We start from the raw sequence: 19,305 nt of genomic DNA on the forward strand, positions 1-19,305 counted from the left end.
GTCGGCACCGTTTCCGCCGAAAACTTCGTCATTGCCGTCGCCGCCGGAGAGCAAATTATTGCCCAATTCATCGTATAGGATGTCATTTCCCGCGCCGCCAAAGAGGCTGTCGTCACCATCCTCGCCATTTAAGGAGTCATCGCCGGGAGTTCCCCGTAATATTCTCCCCGGAGTTGGTGTTGCCGGAGTTGGAGTTGGTGTTGCCGGAGTTGGAGTTGGTGTTGCCGGAGTTGGAGTGAGAACCAGGAAAATGTCCTCACCACGCAGGTTGCCGACGTTGAGGAAGGGGCTGCTACTAGCCAAGAAAAAGTCTTCAATGGTCAAATCATCCGGCGATTTTAGCTTGCCGTCCTCGTTGAGGTCGATCACCAAATCGTCACCTCTTTTATTCATCCCCTTCTGCGATTTTGCGGGGAGGGTGTTTGTCAGGGTGGCGTTGTCGAGGATTAAATTATTGGCGACACCAACAGCTTTAATTTTGCTGCCTGCGGCTGTCTTGGCATCGAGGATGTAAGTAGTGTCTCCCATGATTCCCACTAGGGAGTCGCTACCGCCGCCGCCGATGAGGGTGTCGCCGGTACCGGAGGCGACGAGGGTGTCGCCGGTACCGGAGGCGACGAGGGTGTCGTTGCCGCGGCCGCCCCAGAGGGTGTTGGGTGCTTCGTTGCCGACTATTGAGTCATCTCCGTCACCGGCGAAGACATTCTCGATGATGCTGTCGGGGTCGATGGTCAGGGTTTGAGTATCAGGGAGTTGTTGGCCTGTAACTGTGCGGCCTGGTAGGGTACTTTCTCCACCGCGCTTTAGGTTGATAATAACGTCGTCAGTGATGGCGGCAACGTTGATGATGTCGTTGCCGCCGTTGGTGTCGCTGAGAGTTTTGCGGGCAGCATCGTTTGTATCGGTGAAACTTGCGAACTCGTTGGTATAGATGTAGGTGTTGTCGTTAATGATGTCGTCGCCGTACAGCCGTAAAGTTGCCTCTTTGAGTTTGCCGACATTGTTGCCGCTGGTGAGAATGTTTATCTTGTCATCGGGGGAGTTTTCATAGACATAGGGCTGACCCGTATTTTTGAGGTCGTTGGTGGCGCTATTATCGGAAATGTTCAGCGTCCAATCGCCAAGGCCGGTTTCTCCCCAGTGGCGGGCGCTGCTGAAGGTGTAGCTAACAGTTGTGCCTTTGAAACCGTAGTCTTCTTTTGCACGGCCGACCTCGGTGTAGTAAGGGAGACGATCGAGAATGATACTCTCGGTTTTATCGGGAGATGTCAGCTTGACTACTAAGTCTTGAAATTGACCGTGCTCGATATTCAAGTCTAGTTCGAGCTTGTCGATGTTGATGCCTTGAGTAATCTTGAAGGTTTGATTGATTCCTGCGGGATTATTGTCGGGGATATCTACCCCCGATTCTGGCAGGGTCAAATTGGCAATTTGAACTTTCTCATTTACCGCAGTTGCCGCTTCATTTTTGGCAGTTCCAGATTGCAATTGCCAAGTTTCAGCCAACCGCACTGCTGCTGTGGCATCGACTAATCCGAAGCCGTAGTCGTGATTGACGTGGAGTCCGCCACCGTTCCAGTTTTTAGCACCGTTGAATGTCCAAGCGTCCTTACCAGAGTCATCTTTCTGGGCATTGGGGTCATTTTTGCGGGCTGAGTAAGCCAGGATTTCCTGAACGTCGCGGTAGCCGAGTTTGGGATTGGCTTGCAACATTAAGGCTGCAACGCCGGCAACCATCGGCGCCGCTGCTGAGGTGCCGCCAAAGCCTGCGTGGTAGTCAAGCTCCTTAAAATCGCTCAGATTATCTTTTCCATTATTTGCATTGGTTACCCCCTTTTTCGCTTTGTCGCGTGGCGCGCTTGCTGTTTGGCTCTTGTTGTTGGAGCCATTATTGCCGCTATATCGAGTAGGGCTACTGTGGGTGTTGTAGCCATCATTGCCGATACGATCGACGGTAGCGATACTGGTGGCCTGGTCGCCGAAGGCTGAGACTAAGAGTGGTGCACCCGGAGTGCTGTATGGGGCCACAACTCCTTTATTGTCGATCGCTGCTACAGCAATTACATAGCGGCTGTTCTCGTAACTGCCTAAGTTGACATTTCTCCCCCGCTTTCCTGCTCGTTGCAGATTGGGGTCTGGGTTAACCTCTTGACGGTCGTTTCCCCCGGCCCAGGTAAATACTGTGCCCAACCCCCTGCGGCCGGCAGTGACGGCCTTTTCGATCGGTTTTTCGTAGGCAGGGTTGATGTGGAAATGGTGGACACGAACCCAGCTATTGTTGGAAACGTCGAAATCAACTTGGCTTGCCAGGCTAGCGGTCTGATCCTTATCATTAAAGCTGAAACTGCTGATGCTCGCTACTCCGTAAGCAACGCCGACGGTGCCGACTTCATTTCTTTGTGCTGCAATAATGCCAGCTACAGGGGTGCCATGCTTATTATTATCTGCCGGGTTGAACCCTGTTTTGGCTGGCAGGTCTGGGTGATTGAGATCAACACCATCATCAACGACGCCTACTTTGATGCCTTCGCCGGTATACTCTGGCCACAGAGGGACTACATTGAGATCCATGCCTGGATTTGGGTCAATTTTCCTGCCTTCGATGTTTGTCTGTCCGGTGTTGAGCAGCCACCACTGATCCTTAGCTAGGGGATCTTGTAAGTCATCTGAGTCGTTCGGCAATTTGATAGCCATAAGAATGATCTCCTGATAATTTTCTTACCTGCTTCTGAAAGCGAGTGGATCGGAGAAGAAGGCGATATCATCTGCCATGAGATGATATCGCCTTCTCGCTGCATCCCCCTTCAGATAGATTTTTTTATAGATCGGTGGCAATGGCTAAACTAATTCCCCGGAAATAAAAATTCCCTGTTACAGTTCACAAATATCCAACTGCGTATAGAACCCAAGCGATCGCGGGTTGACTTTCGCTATCTCTATTATTGCTGTCGGTGGCTGTTTGTAGAAGTCGGAAAAGTCGGATCTTCAAGTCCCAAAAGTCGGAAAAGTCGGATCTTTGGCGATGAGGGTGGTTGAGGCTTGACTTTTGACGGTTGTTGTGTGACAGGAATTGAATTTGCCAAAAGGGCGAAAGAATCCTCAGCAAAGTGAATCTCAACAAATCAGGGAAGTAGTTCTTCCGTACTTGTTATGGTAAATCGACTGCTGTGAGCCCTTCGACTGCTATGAGCGATCGCTAGCAAGATATCAAATGGGTTCTATAAACATATAGAATTAATCTGCGTTAATCTGCGTGAACCTCCGGTTAAAAATTAGTTATATTTTGCCAAGTCGAAGGATTTTTCGCTAAAGTGCGATCGAGCAGACAATTCTCAGGTCATCTACGCTATTTATGCCGTACATAACTATCCCTAAACAATTTAGGGAACCTTCCAGGGTCATCAAATCTCAACTTTTTTTACGGCCCAAACGCCTAGCCATTTTTGAAGCTTGTCTGATCGGTTTAATTTCAGGACTCGCTGGGGTTTTGCTCAAATCAGGAGTCGGATGGCTGGGCAGTTGGCGAGTTGCTACCTCGACAGTAATTCCAGCTTGGATATTACTGCCGGGCGTCGGTTTATGCGGCGGGTTGCTGACAGGTTTCTTGGTTGAGCGTTTTGCTCCCGAAACTGCCGGCAGCGGCATTCCTCACGTCAAAGCTGCTCTCGGCGGAGTCAATCTTTCCTTAGATTTGCGAGTAGCTGTCGCCAAACTTCTGACGACTATTTTAGCAGTTGGTTCCGGTTTAACTTTAGGAAGGCAAGGCCCGACTGTGCAAATAGGAGCATCTTTGGCAGGCTGGATAGGTCACTTGATGCCAACTTCCCCAGACTACCGCCGACAATTGATTGCTTGCGGTGCTGCTGCGGGATTGGCTGCTGGTTTCAATACTCCCATTGCAGGAGTTTTGTTTGTAGTTGAAGAACTGCTGCACGATGTTTCGGGATTGACTTTAGGGACTGCAATTATCGCTTCATTTATCGGTGCAGTTGTCTCGCAGCTTTTGGGCGGCGATAGTTTAAATTTGAACCTTCGCGCGTACCAAAGCAGTTTTGAGGCTCAGGAAATCCCGTTCTACATACTGTTAGGAATTTTAGCAGGATTGCTGGGAGCTTTGTTCACGAAAGGGATTATTGCTAGCTTGCAATTTAACAGGCGCACCCTCAAATTAGCTTTGCCCGCGCGAGTGGCTCTAGCTGGCATAATCTGCGGTTCAGTAATAGCTTTTCTCCCAGAAACTTTCCGCAACAATACGGGTTTGCGGGAGTTTCTGCTGACCGGCGAAGCAAGCGGCATAACGAGTTTAATTGCTTTTGTAGCTCACTTTTTTCTAACTATTATTTCCGCTGCTTCTGGAGCTCCGGGAGGATTGTTCTCCCCTTCCCTAGTTATGGGTTCTGCACTCGGTCACATGGTAGGCATTGTGCAGGCAGATGTCCTGGGCGTTGGTTCGCCAGTAACTTACGCTTTGGCGGGAATGGGAGCGTTTTTTTGCGCGGTTACTAGAGCGCCGATTACTTCGGTAGTAATTGTGTTTGAAATTACGGCGGATTTCAAATTAGTGCTGCCTTTGATGATCTGTTCTGTAGTTGCTTATTTAATGGCAGAAAAGGTAGAAAGTGGCTCGCTGTACAATCACCTTTTGGAGTTTAACGGTATTCAACTGACGCAGGCACAAGCTGCCAGCAATACTTTGAGCGACTTGCACGCAGATGACGTGATGCAGCGCCGAGTTGAAACTCTTTCGAGTCTGCTGACTTTCGATGAAGTGATGCAGGCTTTTTCGCGATCGCACCACCGAGGATTTCCAGTAGTTGAAGATGGCAAATTAGTCGGAATTGTCAGTCAAACCGATTTGGCAAATGCCAGCGATCGCAATTTGTCCGGCAACTCGCTGCTTAAAGAATTTATGACTGTACAGCCGATCGCAGTCAAAGCAAGGGATACTTTAAGCGAGGTTCTGTACAGGCTCAACAACTACAATATCAGCCGTTTGCCAGTCGTAGAAGGTCGGCGTTTGGTGGGAATTATTACCCGCAGCGACATTATCCGAGTTGAATCCGATCGCCTCAGCGGAGAAACAACCCAGGGCCCGCACCCAGAACCTTCCTATGTTGTCTATCAAACCCGGGCTCCGCAAGTCGGAAACGGCCGGTTATTAGTGCCGCTTTCTAACCCCCAAACAGCACCCGCTTTGCTGCGGCTGGCGGCGGCCATTGCGCGCGATCGCAATTACGAATTAGAATGCCTGCAAATCATCATAGTACCGCGCAACAGTTCCCCCTCAGAAAGCGCAGTGCGGACAACCAAAAGCCGCCGCCTGCTACAACAAGCCGAGCGAATAATTCGCAATTGGAACTTGCCGGTACACACCCAAATACGGGTAGCTCACGACGTGCCTAACGCGATTTTGGAGACAATAAAGGAGCGACATATCGATTCAATTTTGATGGGCTGGCAAGGCGAATTTTCCACAAAAGGACGCATTTTTGGCGATGTGGTGGATACCGTAATTCGGCAAGCAGGCTGCGAGGTTATTTTGGTAAAGTGGAGCGAAAAACTATTAGCAACACGCAAGAAAAATGAGTTTTCCCCTACTTTCAGCGGGCGCAAATATGCGTCTATAGAATGGGAGTTAAATCCAGAAAAAGTTGACGGCGCAGATAATCCCGCATTGGCGATATCCTCAGATTCATCAGCGACTCCAGAGACTGAACTTTCCCCGCCGAATTCAGACATTCCAGGGCCAGAATTGGGACTGCACACGCTGATGGGTTTGCACCGCTGGTTGGTTCCTATTCGCGGCAGTTACAAGCAAGCTGCGGCTTTGCGGCTGCTACCTGCTTTGGTGGCTGCGAGTGCTGTACCGGAGATTAAATTGTGTCAGGTTCACCAGCCTTCTGTTGCAGAACCCGATCGCGGAGAATTAAAGCAAGCGGCGGAGTTTATCAAGCGCCGGGTTAGCTGTTCGATAATAGCGACTTCGGTTTGCGCTAAATCGGTTTCTGATGCTTTAATTGATTTGGCTCAGAACGATCAGTGCGATGCGATCGTCCTGGGAGCGAGCCGCGAAGGGCTGCTGAAGCAGGTGATTCACGGGAACATCCCGGAAGCTGTGGCGCGCGGGTGCGACTGTACAGTCATTTTAGTGCGATCGGCCTCTTAGCTAACCAGACGGGAATCCCCCTTCTTCCTGACATCTGTTAAATCTCACATCTTGCACCATTCTCAAGAACAGGCTTTCCGGCCTGTTCCACAAAGAGTGAATTTTCTTGTGGAACAGGCATCTTGCGTTCCACAAAGAGTGAATTTTCTTGTGGAACAGGCCGGAAAGCCTGTTCATAAAAAGCTTATTGAGAATGGTGCAACATCTCAGTGGGGTCGGGCGGGTTTATAGAACCTATTTGCAAGCTTTAAGGCTGTTGGCGAACCCGCCCCTACGGCTAATTGAGAATGGTGCAAGATATCTGTTAAATGCGTTGCAGAATTTCTTTCTTCTTATGGCAGCCAAAAATCGGGAATGAATGTTTTAGTCAAACTGCGAGTAAACTGATTAATCTTTCGCCCGATTTGAATGTGCGGTTCGTCAGCTTCCACGGGAATAATTGCCGCTTTTTTCCCAAGTCCGAAACGCGAAATTACCAAATTAGCCGCTTCCAAACCAGTAACATAAGCTTTTTCCTGCGACCAAGAACCGTGGCGGGTGACAACCCAATCGCCGCTCATCAATACATTATCATAACTTGTTACCGCAGGCAACAAATACTGATAGCTGCCAGGGGCAAAATGCGTCACTGCCCGCGACAGCCTAATCGCGCTGCTGTCGATTACTTTTGCCTCCCGAAAAGCGGGGATGCAAGTCGCTAAATCCCGCTGAACTAAGGAAACAATTTCCTCATCTTTTAGGGGAATTAATTGATTTGCGTGATAAAAGTCAGCTTCGACAACTGTTCCCGGTTCGTCTCGAAATTCGTCGTGCAAAGCATTCAAATCAAAAAACGTCCAACCTGTAGTTGAACTAAATCCAAAACAGGCATTAGAAGGCAGGGGAATGTCAATTTTTCTGTCAAACCACAGGCGAACAGCTAACACGTCAACTGCACCCAAATTCATCGCGTCCCGAAACTCTTGGCGACTTTGCAAAGCTGGGCTGCTGCTGATTATTTTTTGCATTCCCGTGACGCCAACTGCAAAAATAACTGCATCTGCCTCGAAGGTTTCTTCACCGCAAACAACGCCTGTGGCTCGGTTGTTGCTGTCCACTATTAAATCAGTAACTCGCTGCTTTGTCAATACTTTTGCACCGAGTTTTTCCATGCGATCGACCCACGGGCGAAATATTTTTTCTCCGACTGTTCCGCGACACCAAACTACATCAAAATCCGGTTGGTGTGCTAATATGAAATAATAAAGCATTCCCAAAGCTGCGGCGGCAGAACATTGTTCTCCGGGTGCAAATAAACCTACTAATAACATAGGCTCAAAAGCATCGCGGTACAGTCTTGCAGAAACGCCAAACTGTTTGAAGAGCTCGCGGGCTGTGACGCGATCGTACCTGCGCCAAGCTTCGTCGGAATTGTCGAAATCTAGGACGGCGTAGAGTAAGGGTAAGGCGGAAAGCCGATCGACTAATGGCAGCCTTTTAAATCTGGTGTAAAGAAAGGTTCCTAACGGTGTGGGAAGCCGCGGTTCGTCCTGAAAAATCGGCGATTCTACTTCCAATCCCGCCGGTGAATACTGACAAGAACGAGTCCAAGGCGTGAAGGGATCGAGTCCTAATTCCTTGACTAAGGAAAAGATATTTTTGTAGGGATACCAGAAGCCATGAATCCCAGCTTCTACGGAACGCCCGCCGGCGGTTTTCCACCCTGCAACTAAGCCACCCGGATAAGGGCCTGCTTCTAGCAGGGTGACATCATAGCCTTGCTGGGCTAGGTGATAGGTAGCGCCTAAACCGGCCCATCCTGCACCGACGACGACTATTTTTGGGGTTGACGATTCTGCTGACATTGCGTACCTCTTGATAATTTATTAATGATGACATAATTCAGAAAATGCGGATTTGATATAAAATGTGTTGCATTATGTGATAAATTTGGCTTGAGTGAATAATGGGTGTCAAAAACCGCCAGCAAACTAACCTGTTGCTGCTCTTATTTCCCGCTACCGCATGGCTGATGGTTTTCTTCATTTTGCCCGTGCTAATTGTACTGTTGTACAGTTTCTTAGAACGCGGTACTTACGGCGGTGTTACTTGGATATTTACTCTCAGCAACTACCAGCGTTTGTTCAGTGGACTTTTCTTAGGAGTAATTGGGCGATCGCTCTGGCTGGCTTTTCTAACAACTGCTGCTTGCTTGTTAGTTGGCTATCCCCTGGCATTTTTCATCGCCACCCGTTCTCCTCGCTGGCGAAATGCTTTGCTTTTGCTGGTAATTATTCCATTTTGGACTAATTTTTTAGTGAGAACCTACGCCTGGATCATACTCTTGCGTAGCGAAGGAGTAGTTAACACGGCCTTGCAAAGCCTGCAAATTATTAGCGAACCGTTAAATTTGCTTTTTACGCCTTTCGCGGTGGCGATCGGTCTTATTTACGGCTATTTACCTTTCATGGTTCTGCCTTTATATTCTAGCATAGAACGCTTCAATTTTTCATTGGTAGAAGCCGCTCACGATTTAGGGGCAAATGATATCCGCACTTTCTGGCGCGTTTTTTTACCGTTAACAACTCGCGGGATTGTTGCAGGCTCAATTTTGGTTTTTGTTCCCGCTGTCGGCGCTTTCATCACACCGGATATATTGGGCGGATCTAAAACAGTTATGGTGGGAAATTTGATTCAAAATCAGTTTATGAAAGCCCGCGATTGGCCTTTTGGATCGGCGCTTTCTATGCTGTTGACGGTAATCATATTGATTCCGGTGTTAATTTACTTCCGCGTGTCTGACGAAACTTAAACAGGTAGATTGAGATTGACAGTTGGGTGGGGGCGGGTTTATGAGATTATTGGTCTTAGGCACAGATTGTCTGTAAAACCCGCCCCTACAGGCGAACTTATTTTTGACTAATGACTAAACTAGATATACTCGTGCGGGCGATCGGCAAAAAGTGGCTTTGGGTACAAGCTGTACTAGCATTAGCCTTTCTTTACTTGCCAATTCTCATCTTAATTATTTACTCCTTTAACGCCTCCAGATTCAATGCCGTTTGGCGCGGCTTTACCCTCGATTGGTACCGCAGTTTGTTTAGCAATGCAGGCGCGACGATTGCTACGAGTAGCAGTGCCGGAATCTGGACAGCACTCAACAACAGCTTGCTAATTGCAGCTATTTCGACTGTGCTAGCAAGCATTTTTGGTACAATGCTCGCCCTAGCGCTGGAACGCTTTCATTTTCCGGGGCGCAAAGCCGTAGAAGCTTTACTGTTTTTGCCGATTATCATGCCCGAAATTACGATCGGCATTTCGCTGCTAGTTTTCTTTACCCTAGTATTTCGGATCGTAGAAAATCTCACGGGAATTCGCCTGAATCTCGGCTTACCTACCGTAATTATCGGTCACATTGTCTTTAATATTTCCTTTGTGACTATTACTGTCAGGGCGCGTTTGGCGGAACTCGATCCTCAATTAGAACAAGCAGCTTTTGACTTAGGCGCTAACGAATGGCGGACTTTTTGGCGCATCACTCTCCCTCTAATTTGGCCCGCTATTTTCAGCGCTGCACTGCTGGCTTTTACTCTGTCGCTAGACGATTTTGTCGTGACCTTTTTTACCACCGGCGTCGGTTCGATGACGCTGCCCTTATTTGTTTATGGCATGATAAAATTTGCAGTTACGCCAGCGATTAATGCCATTTCAACTTTGATGTTGTTGGCTTCATTGTTGCTGGTTGTATCATCGTTAAAAATTCAGAAAAGTTAAAAAAATTGCTTTCTGTGTCATAATTATTTTTGTCTGCAACTAACACAACCTATGAAACGCCTGCTGACTTTCCTACTTTTGTTTGTGATGAGCGCAACGGTGGCTTTCGGCTGTAGCCCCACAGGTGGCAACCAACAAGTGCTCAGCATTTACAATTATGCCAGTTATATCGCCCCAGAAGCGATCGCCCAATTCGAGAAAGAGAACAATGTTAAAATTCAATACGACACTTTCGAGAACAGCGACGCACTCTATGCCAAACTCAAACAGGGAAACCCCGGTTACGACTTAATATTTCCCGCCGATTACATGGTGAAAATCATGATAGCAGAAAATCTAATTGAGCCGCTGAATTTAAACAATATTCCCAACCAAAAGAACCTAGAACCTAAGTTTATAAATCAAGCTTTTGACCCTGGGAATAAATATTCCCTGCCCTACCAGTGGGGAACGATGGGAATTGGCTATAACGCGAAAACAATCCAGGGAGAAATTAACAGTTGGGCGGCGATGTTCGATCCAAAATATACCGGAAAAGTGGCGTGGCAAGACGATGCCAGATACACATTTGCCGGAGTTTTAATGTATTTAGGATTTGATCCAAATACAACCAATCCTGAAGAAATTAACAAAGCCCGCGATTTGCTGATAAAAAGTAACAATATCATTGCAGCTTTTGTCCCCGACACCGGGCAAAATATGCTAGATCAAGGAGAAATAAATCTGACAATGGAATGGAGCGGCGATATTTTCCAAGTGATGAAAGAAAATCCTAATATCCGTTACGCTATTCCCAAAGAAGGAACAATCATTTTTTCGGACAACATGGCAATTCCCAAAGGTGCGCCCCAGAAAGAGTTAGCGGAAAAATTTATTAACTTTATTTTGCAGCCCGAAGTAGGCGCCCAAATTTCCAATTTTACCCAGTTTGGATCGCCCAACAAAGCAGCAATCGATCGAGGTTTAATCGCCCCGAACGATTTGAAAAATCCTCAAATTTACCCGCCGGCTGAGGTGTTTGACAAAATGAAATTATTGCAGGATGTCGGGAAAGCAACTGCATTGTACGATCGAGCTTGGACGGAAGTTAAAGCAGGGGCTGGAAAGTAGATATAAAACAGGTTTCTGCGGGGGCTGGTTCACTTAAGTTTTGAGTTTGCAGGGGAGTTGCACCATCGTCAAGAACGGGCAAGATGCCCGTTCCACAAAACTTAATTTTCTTGTGGAACGGGCATCTTGCCCGTTCCTAAACAAGTAATTTAGAATTGTGCAAGATATCAGTTTAACCAGACTCGAACTCAAATTTTTATTACTCACACATACTAACAGAATGCACGCTGTCGAAGTTTTAGAAGTTTCCAAAGTATTTAAAAGTGTCCGCAGTCAAGATTTCTTAGCTGTAGACAACATCAACCTGCAAATTTACGATCGAGAATTCTTTTCTTTACTCGGCCCTTCGGGCTGTGGCAAAACTACAACTTTGCGAATGATAGCTGGTTTTGAAATTCCCACAGCAGGCGAAATTTATATTCACGGCCAACCGATGCAAAATCGCCCGCCATTTCACCGCCCAGTAAATACGGTATTTCAAAACTATGCTTTGTTTCCGCACATGACAGTAGCACAAAATGCCGCTTTTGGGTTAGAAATGGAGAATTTGCCTCAGAAAACAATTCGCGATCGCGTTGCGGAAGCCTTAGCATTAGTACAGTTAACCGAGGTAGGAAAACGCTATCCCCGCCAACTGTCAGGAGGACAGCAGCAGCGAGTAGCACTAGCAAGAGCATTAGTCAAACAGCCGTCTGTTTTGCTGTTGGATGAACCCCTAGGAGCGCTGGATTTAAAATTGCGTAAAGAGATGCAATTAGAATTGAAAAAAATGCAGCGAAAATTAGGAATTACGTTTATTTATGTAACTCACGATCAGGAAGAAGCACTAACGATGTCGGACAGAATTGCAGTGATGGATGGAGGAAAACTGCAACAAGTCGGCACGCCTGTTGATATTTATGAATATCCTAAAACGCGGTTTGTTGCTGATTTTATTGGCGACAGCAATTTTTTAAGTGGTCGAGTAGTAGAAAAGCAAAACGGTAAAATAATCGTGTTGGTTGACCAGCAGTTGCCCGTGTTAGTTGCAACAGCCGAAGATATGCCCGCTGGGAAAGTTGTCACCCTGGTGTTGCGGCCCGAAAAAGCTGCTATTTATCCGGCTAATTATGACGAGGAAAATAGCTGGCCGGGAATAGTAGAAGAGGCTATTTATATTGGCACTGATACGCGCTATACGGTGCGGTTGACTGCTAAAAGTTCGATCGCCCTTCGCCGACAAAACTTGCACAGAGATGACTTGCAGCGACACCAAGTCGGCGACAGCGTTCGAGTGGCAGTGCCGCCGGAAAGTATCTGCATTTGTTGACACTCAAGCGGGCTGAAGCCACTGAGATTCTTTGGAAGATTGAGGAGCGGATTGAAGATGTACTTCCTTCCCGGAAGAAGTAATCTACTTCTTCCTTCTGCTTCCTCCTTCTTCCTTCGCGTCCTTGGTGTCTTCGCGGTTCAATAATATAGACAGTATTGATGCTAAACTCGCGTTTGACTTTGCAAAATTTCCTCCAACAGCCGCTCTTGACTTTTTGCAGGTTCCTTGCAAGTCAAACACTCGCAAACTAACCCGATAACCCCTTCAGGCAAATCAGCCTCAATCTGACAGACAGCAGTCGGATAATACTGAGAAATCAACCCAGCAATTCGATCGGGAGTCGTGCGAATCAGGGTAGAATGCTGATACCAGTCGATCGCCGAAAGTAGACTCGGACAAGCTTGCGGAGCATCTTGTACAATACTGCTGAAAGCTTGCAAAGCTTGCTCAGCGCGATCGAGATATTCTAAATTCGGGCCCAACAGTGCGAGGCGAACCAAAGAGGCGATCGCAATTCCATTCGCCGCCGGAGTTGCATTGTCTATATAGCTGCGTTCCCGCACCAACAAATCTCCGCTAGCATCCTTAGCAGTATTGTAATATCCTCCCAATTCCACGCTCCACAAAAACTCATCAAATTCTTCTTGCACCTGCACAGCTTTCTCCAACCAAAACTGAGAATTCGGCAACTGTTTTGCCTCTTCCCCGTTGCCTAAAGTCAAACTCGCTTGATGCAAATCCAACAAAGCTTTCACAAACAAAGCATAATCTTCCGACTGCGCGGTTACAGCAGAGTGTCCGTCATAATTCAACCGCTGAAACCGCCCATCCGTCCACTGATTGTCTAACATAAAATTAGCCGCTTTCACAGCTAATTCCAGATATTCCAAATTTCCAAAAACAGCCGCAGCGCGGGCCAAGCCCGAAATCATTAAGCTATTCCAAGCCGCAATCATTTTCGTGTCAGTAACTGCGGGAATTCTACCCGGCCAAGTGTCGTTTTTAGCTTCTTGATTGTTGCGGGCTGGCGGAAAGGTTTTTACAGTATCCGGATTGCCACCGTAGCGAACTTGAAAGAGTTTAGCCAAAGCCTTTTCTACGGTGTCGCTCAGTTTTCCTGGATGGCGGCGCTGCAATACATTCTTGCCTTCAAAATTGCCGTTGCGACTAACAGTAAACTGTGCTTTAATTTCTGCCAATTCCTCAGCAGCTAATAGTTGTTCCAGTTCGGCATAAGTCCAGACATAAAATGCTCCTTCTTCCGGTTCAACTTCTTCAGAAGTGTTAAAGCTGTCAGCATCCTGTGCAGCATAAAAATAGCCTGTCGGCGCAATCATTTCTCGCTTCAACCATTCTACTGTCCCCGCGATCGCAGTTTCCAAAGCGGGTTCTTGTATTCCCGCGCTCCACAAATTTGCTAAATACTCAACAATTTGACCGTTGTCGTAGAGCATTTTTTCAAAGTGTGGCACAGTCCAAGTCGCATCAACCGTATAGCGGTGAAATCCGCCTCCTACGTGGTCGTAAATGCCGCCCAATGCTAAGTCTAATCCGCGCTGAGTGCAGACTTGTTTGCTGTCGTATTTTGATTCAAAATTAAATCGCGTTCCCCGCAGTGCTAGCTCAGCATAAGGTATCATCGGAAAACTGGGGCCTGGGTTGCTGCCCGCAACAATTCCGGTGTTGAGTTCTAAGCCTTTTTGGAAGAGTTCGCGATTTAATTCGGCGGTTACTCCTGACAGCGCTGCCGTCTGTTGGAGGTTGCCTAAAATCTCTGCTTTGAAGGCTTCTACTTTGCCTTTTTCTGTGTCGTAAAAGCGGCGAATTGCTTGCAAAACTTCTAAAAATCCGGGGCGCCCGTAGCGCGGTTCTACGGGGAAATAAGTGCCTCCGTAGAAGGGAACTCGCTCGTCGGGAGTGAGAAAAACGTTGAGCGGCCAACCGCCTTGACCGGTCATCATTTGCAAGGTTTGCATATAAATGCTGTCGATATCCGGGCGTTCTTCGCGATCGACTTTTATCGGTATAAAATGCGAATTCATGTATTGGGCGATCGCGCGATCGGAAAATGCTTCTCCTTCCATCACCGTACACCAGTGGCAGCTAGAGTAGCCAATTGACAGGAAAATCGGTTTATTTTCGCTTCGGGCCGTTTCTAGGGCTTCGTCGCACCAGGGCCACCAGTCGATCGGATTTTCGGCGTGTTTCCGCAGGTAAAGGCTTTGGGATTGAGCAAGACGGTTGACCATAATCAAATCTACTTTTACTCGTGCTGGGTAAGCTTGTCAGTCCTCTAGCAGTTTAGCGCGAGATGTTTTAGTTGAGTTGTTGCTGATAATTATGTTTTAATATTAAGGCTGATTATCTCGATCTAATATGAGCTTATCATCTCGGAGAACCTTCAATCAACAGCTAGGACAATTTTTGCTGAGTGCTGCTGTTCCTCCTGCTGTTATCAAACTGAGCCAAACTGAATCCTCGGATCAAGCTTTATTAGAAACTAATCTTAACAATTTCCTGGCTAAAGCAGACCCAGAAATAGAATTATTAGTCCCGACCTTTTTAGGTAACGACAAGCGTCGGTTCTACGGCAGAGGTGTTCCGAAAAGCTTGAAGTTAATCGACAAATTTCAACTCGGCAGCGGCCGGACTTTTCTGGGAAGGCGGTCTGTAGTTTGGAGCGGTGCCGGTTGGACTGGACAGCCGACAATTACCAGAGACGGGGGAAAAACTTATTTAATTATAGGTGCTTATGACCACAATTTGCGAAAAATAGATATTGCTACCAATAAAGAAGTTTGGCGCTATAAATTTGATGATATAATCAAAGGTTCGTCAACGATCTATATCGATGAAAAAGCTAGCGCTGAAAACAGAATTGTAATTTTGCAAGGCAGCCGCAGTGGCGGTGGTGGCAAAAAAGTAGTGCCGAGTTTTAGGGCAATATCTTTTAGAACTGGCAAGGAACTTTGGAAATTGGACATCAGGAAAACGCCCAGCTACAGCCGGGATAATGACAGCAGCGCTTTGGACCTCGGCGGTGGCGTTTTGTTCAATGCGGGGGAAAATGCGATCGGCTATTTTCTCGATAGTTCCACAAGCAATGCAAAAATCAAACAAGGCATCAAGCAGCCAAATATCTTGTCTGAAGTACAGCTTTATGCAGCAGGAGATATCAGCAAACACGGCGGCAACTTGGTAGCCGAATCATCGCCATCGAGACTCAAAGATAGAATTTTTATAGCTGCTGGTTCCGGTCACATTTACGGTATTAGCATTGCAACTAAAAAGATAGTTTGGGATTTTTATACTGGTTCAGATTTGGATGGCAGTGCTGTAATTTCTAAATCCGGTAAACTATTTTGTGCCATTGAAAAACAATACATTCAGGGCAACGGCGGAGTGCTGAAGCTGAATCCAAACAAGGAACCGAATGCCAGCGTCGAATGGTTTTTCCCGACGGGAAATCGCCGACTTTCTAGCTGGGAAGGCGGGATAATTGGCTCGGTGGCGTTGAATGACGAGTACAATTCAGGGGAGTTTCCGGCGCTGTTTGCCACAAATGCACTCGACGGCAATTTGTACATCGGTTCCCAAGATATGATTACAGGTAAAAAAACTTTTGTGCCTTGGCGAAACCAGTCTTACGATACTCCGGTAATAGTATTTAAAAAAGCGATTGGTTCTTCAATTTCGACTCCGATTTTTACCGATGGCAATAAACTGATCAGTGCGGGATACAACGGTGTTTATTTGTTCAATTTGAATTGGGAACGAGCGAAGTCGGGGGATCAGAATGCTTTGAGAAATGCTAAAGGGGAGTTTTACCGTTTGAAAGTAATAGAATCGGGAAGATTTAAGCCGGGTATGTCATTTGAGGCGACGCCGGTAGTTTGGGACGGAATTGTGAGGATTTGTGCGAGGGATGGCTGGATGTATACTTTGGGTTAGTTATTGGTATTTTGTACTTCTATCGGGAACAGGCTTTCGGGCCTGTTCCACAATAACTAGACTCTGTTGTGGAACAGGCCGGAAAGCCTGTTCCTAAAAGGGTGTTGAAATCCGCCACCTATTCCTACGTGCCGTTTAACTGCGGGAACAGGCTTTCGGGCCTGTTCCACAATAACTAGACTCTGTTGTGGAACAGGCCCGAAAGCCTGTTCGGCATCATTTGTGAATTTCTTACTCCCTCCCCGCGAGTTCGGGGAGGGTTGGGGTGGGGTAAAAAATTTACGACTCCTGCAAGGATTGATATAGCAGCCGTACACGAGTTTGATTGGTCGCTGTTGATTTTACTAACCTGGGGATTGGGATTGTCGCTGAATACTGGGAATGTCGATCGAACTGAAGGGAAAGAGTACGAAAAAGGGTTTCAGGAGTGGCGGTTGAAGAAACAGGCGGGACAGTGAAAAGCGCTTTTTATCGGTATAAGGTGCGAATTCATGTATTGGACGATCGCCCGATCGCAAAATGCTTCACCTTCCATCACCCTACACCAGTGGCAGCGAGAGTAGCGAATTGAAAAAAAATCGGTTTATTTTCCCTCCGGGCCCTTTCTGAGGCAGCGATCGCACGCACACATTTTTTTGATGACAAGCTACTCAAACCCTTACAGCCTCAAGTATTTCTACTTGCTTATCACCCGTTAAATCTTGGAAGCGAGCTTTTTCGGAAAAATAATATTAACCAATTTTTAGCGAAAGCAGACCCAGAAATAGAATTATTAGTCCCAACATTTTTAGATAACGACCACCGCGCCTTCCACGGTAGACGTAGCGCTGTTTCATTCTCTTGTAGGGGCAGCCCCCGTGGCAGCCCCAATCTCTTGTAGGGGCAATCCGACCCCTACTCCCCGTGGTTGCCCCAATCCCGTGACTGCCCCAATCCCGTGACTGCCCCAATCCCGTGGCTGCCCCAATCCCACCAAATGCCTAACCAATCCAGGAATGGGTGGGCATTCTTGGCACAACCCGTACAAAAAGCTGGTTTTCCGTAGGGGCAATCCGACCCCTACTCCCCGTGGTTGCCCCGAAACAGCCCTGACGGTAGAGGTGTTCCGAAAACTATGTCCCAGAAAGTCTAGTCGTCCCTTTACTCGGTCAAAGTTCCAGCGTCACAGATAATAACGAGCACCGAAACCATTGGTCTCTAAATTGAGATGTTGCACCACGGATCGATAAGCCTGTTTTGGGCGGCCTCTCCTGCCCAACCCCCACTCCCCACAAGAAAACTCATTCTTTGTGGAACGGGCCCCAGAGCCCGTTCTTGGTAATGGTGCAACATATAAGTCTAAAAGGCGCTGGTTGCTGAATCCGAAAGCGAGAATCGACGCACCGAATATGAGCCAATATTTTGTCCTGAGTTATAGCCCACATTCCGCGACTTCCACTGTCACTATCGGTTTTTACGTATTTTTACCCAGCAATCAAGCTCTCACTTAAACTTTTCTACCGTACATTCACGGAGCCAAAACTTTTTAAGGGCATAATCTAGAGCTTTAAAAGAGTTTTATCAGTAATTATGCTGTGTGACACCCCTGTTTAGGGAGCTGAGTTATAGCTTTTTAAAAGAGAGAAAACTCAGGAATAAAATCCGGGTGGGAGCACCCCTATTATTTGATGCACGCCATAGGAAATAGCGAGCTAGAACTCATCAATTTAGGCATTTTGCCTAAATCCCATCAGCTTATTCCCAATCTTCATCGAATCTTTATCAAAACTACTTGCATTAACTTGTGCTTTGCTTTAGATTGAATATGTGAAGGAAAAAAACCTGCTTCCAGTCAACTTAAAAATAAAGGTGTCAGCCATGAAATCCCAATTTAACTTAGTCAAATCTATTTTAGCTGTTGCCGGTGTCGCCGCCGTTAGTGCAGTATCCGCAGCACCTGCCTCTGCCTTCAGCTTTAGTAATATTGCTAGCGATAATACATCGGGAGATGCCTATGTAAATAGCTTTAGCTTTGATGTCCTAGATCGTGGCTCCAATAACGTTTTATTCAACATTTTCAATAACAATAAAGACAAATCCGCCGCCGATATCTTTATTGCTGCAGTTCACTTCGACACAGGTTCTAATACCAATTTATTGAGCGCCTTTGGCATTATAAATAGTGCTGGTGTTAACTTTACAAATGGAGCTACTCCTCTGCCACAAACTAATAACCTTGCTACTCCTTGGTCTACGGATTTTGCAGCTGGGATAACTGGTACGCGGAACGGTGTCCAAGCGGGTGAGGTTTTGGGATTGAGCTTTACTGGAAATTATAATAACGTAGTTTCCGCGTTGAATAATGGTACTTTGAGACTAGGGATGCACGTCCGGGGTATTGGTAAGAATGGCGATAGCGATGTTTTTGTCAGCAGCACTAGCAATACTGAAGCTACTCCTGAACCTTTAACAATGCTTGCAGCAGCAGCCGCTGTTGGGTTTGGTGCTAAGTTCAAAAAGCAACGCGCTCAAGCTCAAAAAGCTGAATAGGCGATCGTTTGAACTCGTTTTCGATTCTGGCTGGATGCCAAACTGATTATTGTATGTTCGAGCTAAAAACCTGGTTTCTTGGTGAAACCAGGTTTCTTAGTATCTGATAGCGCGCCACCGTGAAAACCCCAGACTTTGAAGCCGAACTCAGAGCATCTTATATTTGTAAAAACACTTTTTCTGCTTCCTTCCTTCTTCATCTTTTCTCCTGGCTGCTGCCTCCAATTTCTAGCGGAGGGCTGCTTTCATTGAGATGATCCCGTCAAATCGCCCCTAGACAGCGCATTTAAGAACTACCGTAAGGCTGTTTCTGAAGCATTGCCGATATATAGCAATCCCTGCAGGAGTCGTAAATTTTTTACCCCACCCAAACCCTCCCCGAACCTCAAGGCTGTTTCGGGGCAACCACCATTGGTGACAAGTTAAGGCTGTAAGTCTTTTGTCAAGAGGCTTTCGGAGAGTTCTTAAAAAAGAATTGGTCAGA

At 47.0% G+C, this 19,305-nt stretch carries 11 protein-coding genes and 1 pseudogene; 8 read left to right on the forward strand and 4 right to left on the reverse strand.

What is annotated here, in order from left to right:
- Positions 1-2,694: S8 family serine peptidase (locus tag QUB16_RS21285; RefSeq protein ID WP_333319141.1), on the reverse strand; the 2,694-nt coding region annotated here is incomplete at its 3' end.
- A 658-nt stretch (positions 2,695-3,352) separates the two neighbouring features.
- Here QUB16_RS21285 and QUB16_RS21290 point away from each other — a divergent pair.
- The gene (locus QUB16_RS21290; RefSeq protein WP_333319143.1) at positions 3,353-6,166 is read left to right on the forward strand and encodes a chloride channel protein; all 2,814 of its coding nucleotides are present in this window, start codon (positions 3,353-3,355) and stop codon (positions 6,164-6,166) included.
- A gap of 332 nt (positions 6,167-6,498) precedes the next feature.
- On the opposite strand, the gene QUB16_RS21295 is transcribed toward QUB16_RS21290, so the two are convergent.
- Positions 6,499-8,010 carry an FAD-dependent oxidoreductase gene (locus QUB16_RS21295; RefSeq protein WP_333319144.1) on the reverse strand — a complete coding sequence of 504 codons (1,512 nt, stop codon included), beginning with the start codon at positions 8,008-8,010 and terminating at the stop codon, positions 6,499-6,501.
- A gap of 101 nt (positions 8,011-8,111) precedes the next feature.
- On the opposite strand from QUB16_RS21295, the gene QUB16_RS21300 reads away from it, so the two are divergent.
- From QUB16_RS21300 to QUB16_RS21315, 4 genes are all read left to right on the forward strand, one after another.
- Positions 8,112-8,957: an ABC transporter permease gene (locus tag QUB16_RS21300; RefSeq protein ID WP_333319146.1), complete on the forward strand. Its 846-nt coding sequence runs from the start codon at positions 8,112-8,114 to the stop codon at positions 8,955-8,957.
- Positions 8,958-9,067: 110 nt separating this feature from the next.
- Entirely contained in the window at positions 9,068-9,919 is an 852-nt protein-coding gene (locus QUB16_RS21305) for an ABC transporter permease (RefSeq protein ID WP_333319149.1), read from the forward strand.
- A gap of 51 nt (positions 9,920-9,970) precedes the next feature.
- A complete protein-coding gene (locus QUB16_RS21310) occupies positions 9,971-11,029 on the forward strand; it encodes a spermidine/putrescine ABC transporter substrate-binding protein (RefSeq protein WP_333319151.1) in 1,059 nt (352 codons plus the stop codon).
- A gap of 220 nt (positions 11,030-11,249) precedes the next feature.
- On the forward strand, positions 11,250-12,338 hold the full coding sequence (locus QUB16_RS21315) for an ABC transporter ATP-binding protein (protein ID WP_333319161.1): 1,089 nt from the start codon (positions 11,250-11,252) through the stop codon (positions 12,336-12,338).
- Positions 12,339-12,502: 164 nt separating this feature from the next.
- On the opposite strand, the gene QUB16_RS21320 is transcribed toward QUB16_RS21315, so the two are convergent.
- Entirely contained in the window at positions 12,503-14,590 is a 2,088-nt protein-coding gene (locus tag QUB16_RS21320) for a thioredoxin domain-containing protein (protein WP_333319153.1), read from the reverse strand.
- Positions 14,591-14,717: 127 nt separating this feature from the next.
- Here QUB16_RS21320 and QUB16_RS21325 point away from each other — a divergent pair, with 127 nt between their 5' ends.
- Positions 14,718-16,292, forward strand: a complete 1,575-nt coding sequence (locus QUB16_RS21325; RefSeq protein ID WP_333319154.1) for an outer membrane protein assembly factor BamB family protein — start codon at positions 14,718-14,720, stop codon at positions 16,290-16,292.
- A gap of 185 nt (positions 16,293-16,477) precedes the next feature.
- Positions 16,478-16,750: a hypothetical protein gene (locus QUB16_RS21330; protein WP_333319157.1), complete on the forward strand. Its 273-nt coding sequence runs from the start codon at positions 16,478-16,480 to the stop codon at positions 16,748-16,750.
- 8 nt (positions 16,751-16,758) lie between these two features.
- Here QUB16_RS21330 and QUB16_RS33640 read toward each other — a convergent pair.
- A pseudogene (locus QUB16_RS33640) lies at positions 16,759-16,904 on the reverse strand (DUF255 domain-containing protein); the annotation flags it as partial.
- Between the two features lie 1,194 nt (positions 16,905-18,098).
- On the opposite strand from QUB16_RS33640, the gene QUB16_RS21335 reads away from it, so the two are divergent.
- Positions 18,099-18,821: a PEP-CTERM sorting domain-containing protein gene (locus QUB16_RS21335; protein WP_333319159.1), complete on the forward strand. Its 723-nt coding sequence runs from the start codon at positions 18,099-18,101 to the stop codon at positions 18,819-18,821.
- The last annotated feature ends 484 nt before the right edge of the window (positions 18,822-19,305 follow it).

The organism is Microcoleus sp. D3_18a_C4, from assembly GCF_036702415.1.
In the GTDB taxonomy this organism is placed as follows: domain Bacteria; phylum Cyanobacteriota; class Cyanobacteriia; order Cyanobacteriales; family Microcoleaceae; genus Microcoleus.

Excerpts from the sequence above, each read along its gene's own strand:
- QUB16_RS21295 (WP_333319144.1), bottom strand. The coding sequence starts at position 8,010 with ATGTCAGCAGAATCGTCAACCCCAAAAATAGTCGTCGTCGGTGCAGGA.
- QUB16_RS21310 (WP_333319151.1), top strand. The coding sequence starts at position 9,971 with ATGAAACGCCTGCTGACTTTCCTACTTTTGTTTGTGATGAGCGCAACG.
- QUB16_RS21290 (WP_333319143.1), top strand. The coding sequence starts at position 3,353 with ATGCCGTACATAACTATCCCTAAACAATTTAGGGAACCTTCCAGGGTC.
- QUB16_RS21300 (WP_333319146.1), top strand. The coding sequence starts at position 8,112 with ATGGGTGTCAAAAACCGCCAGCAAACTAACCTGTTGCTGCTCTTATTT.
- QUB16_RS21320 (WP_333319153.1), bottom strand. The coding sequence starts at position 14,590 with ATGGTCAACCGTCTTGCTCAATCCCAAAGCCTTTACCTGCGGAAACAC.
- QUB16_RS21305 (WP_333319149.1), top strand. The coding sequence starts at position 9,068 with ATGACTAAACTAGATATACTCGTGCGGGCGATCGGCAAAAAGTGGCTT.
- QUB16_RS21315 (WP_333319161.1), top strand. The coding sequence starts at position 11,250 with ATGCACGCTGTCGAAGTTTTAGAAGTTTCCAAAGTATTTAAAAGTGTC.
- QUB16_RS21325 (WP_333319154.1), top strand. The coding sequence starts at position 14,718 with ATGAGCTTATCATCTCGGAGAACCTTCAATCAACAGCTAGGACAATTT.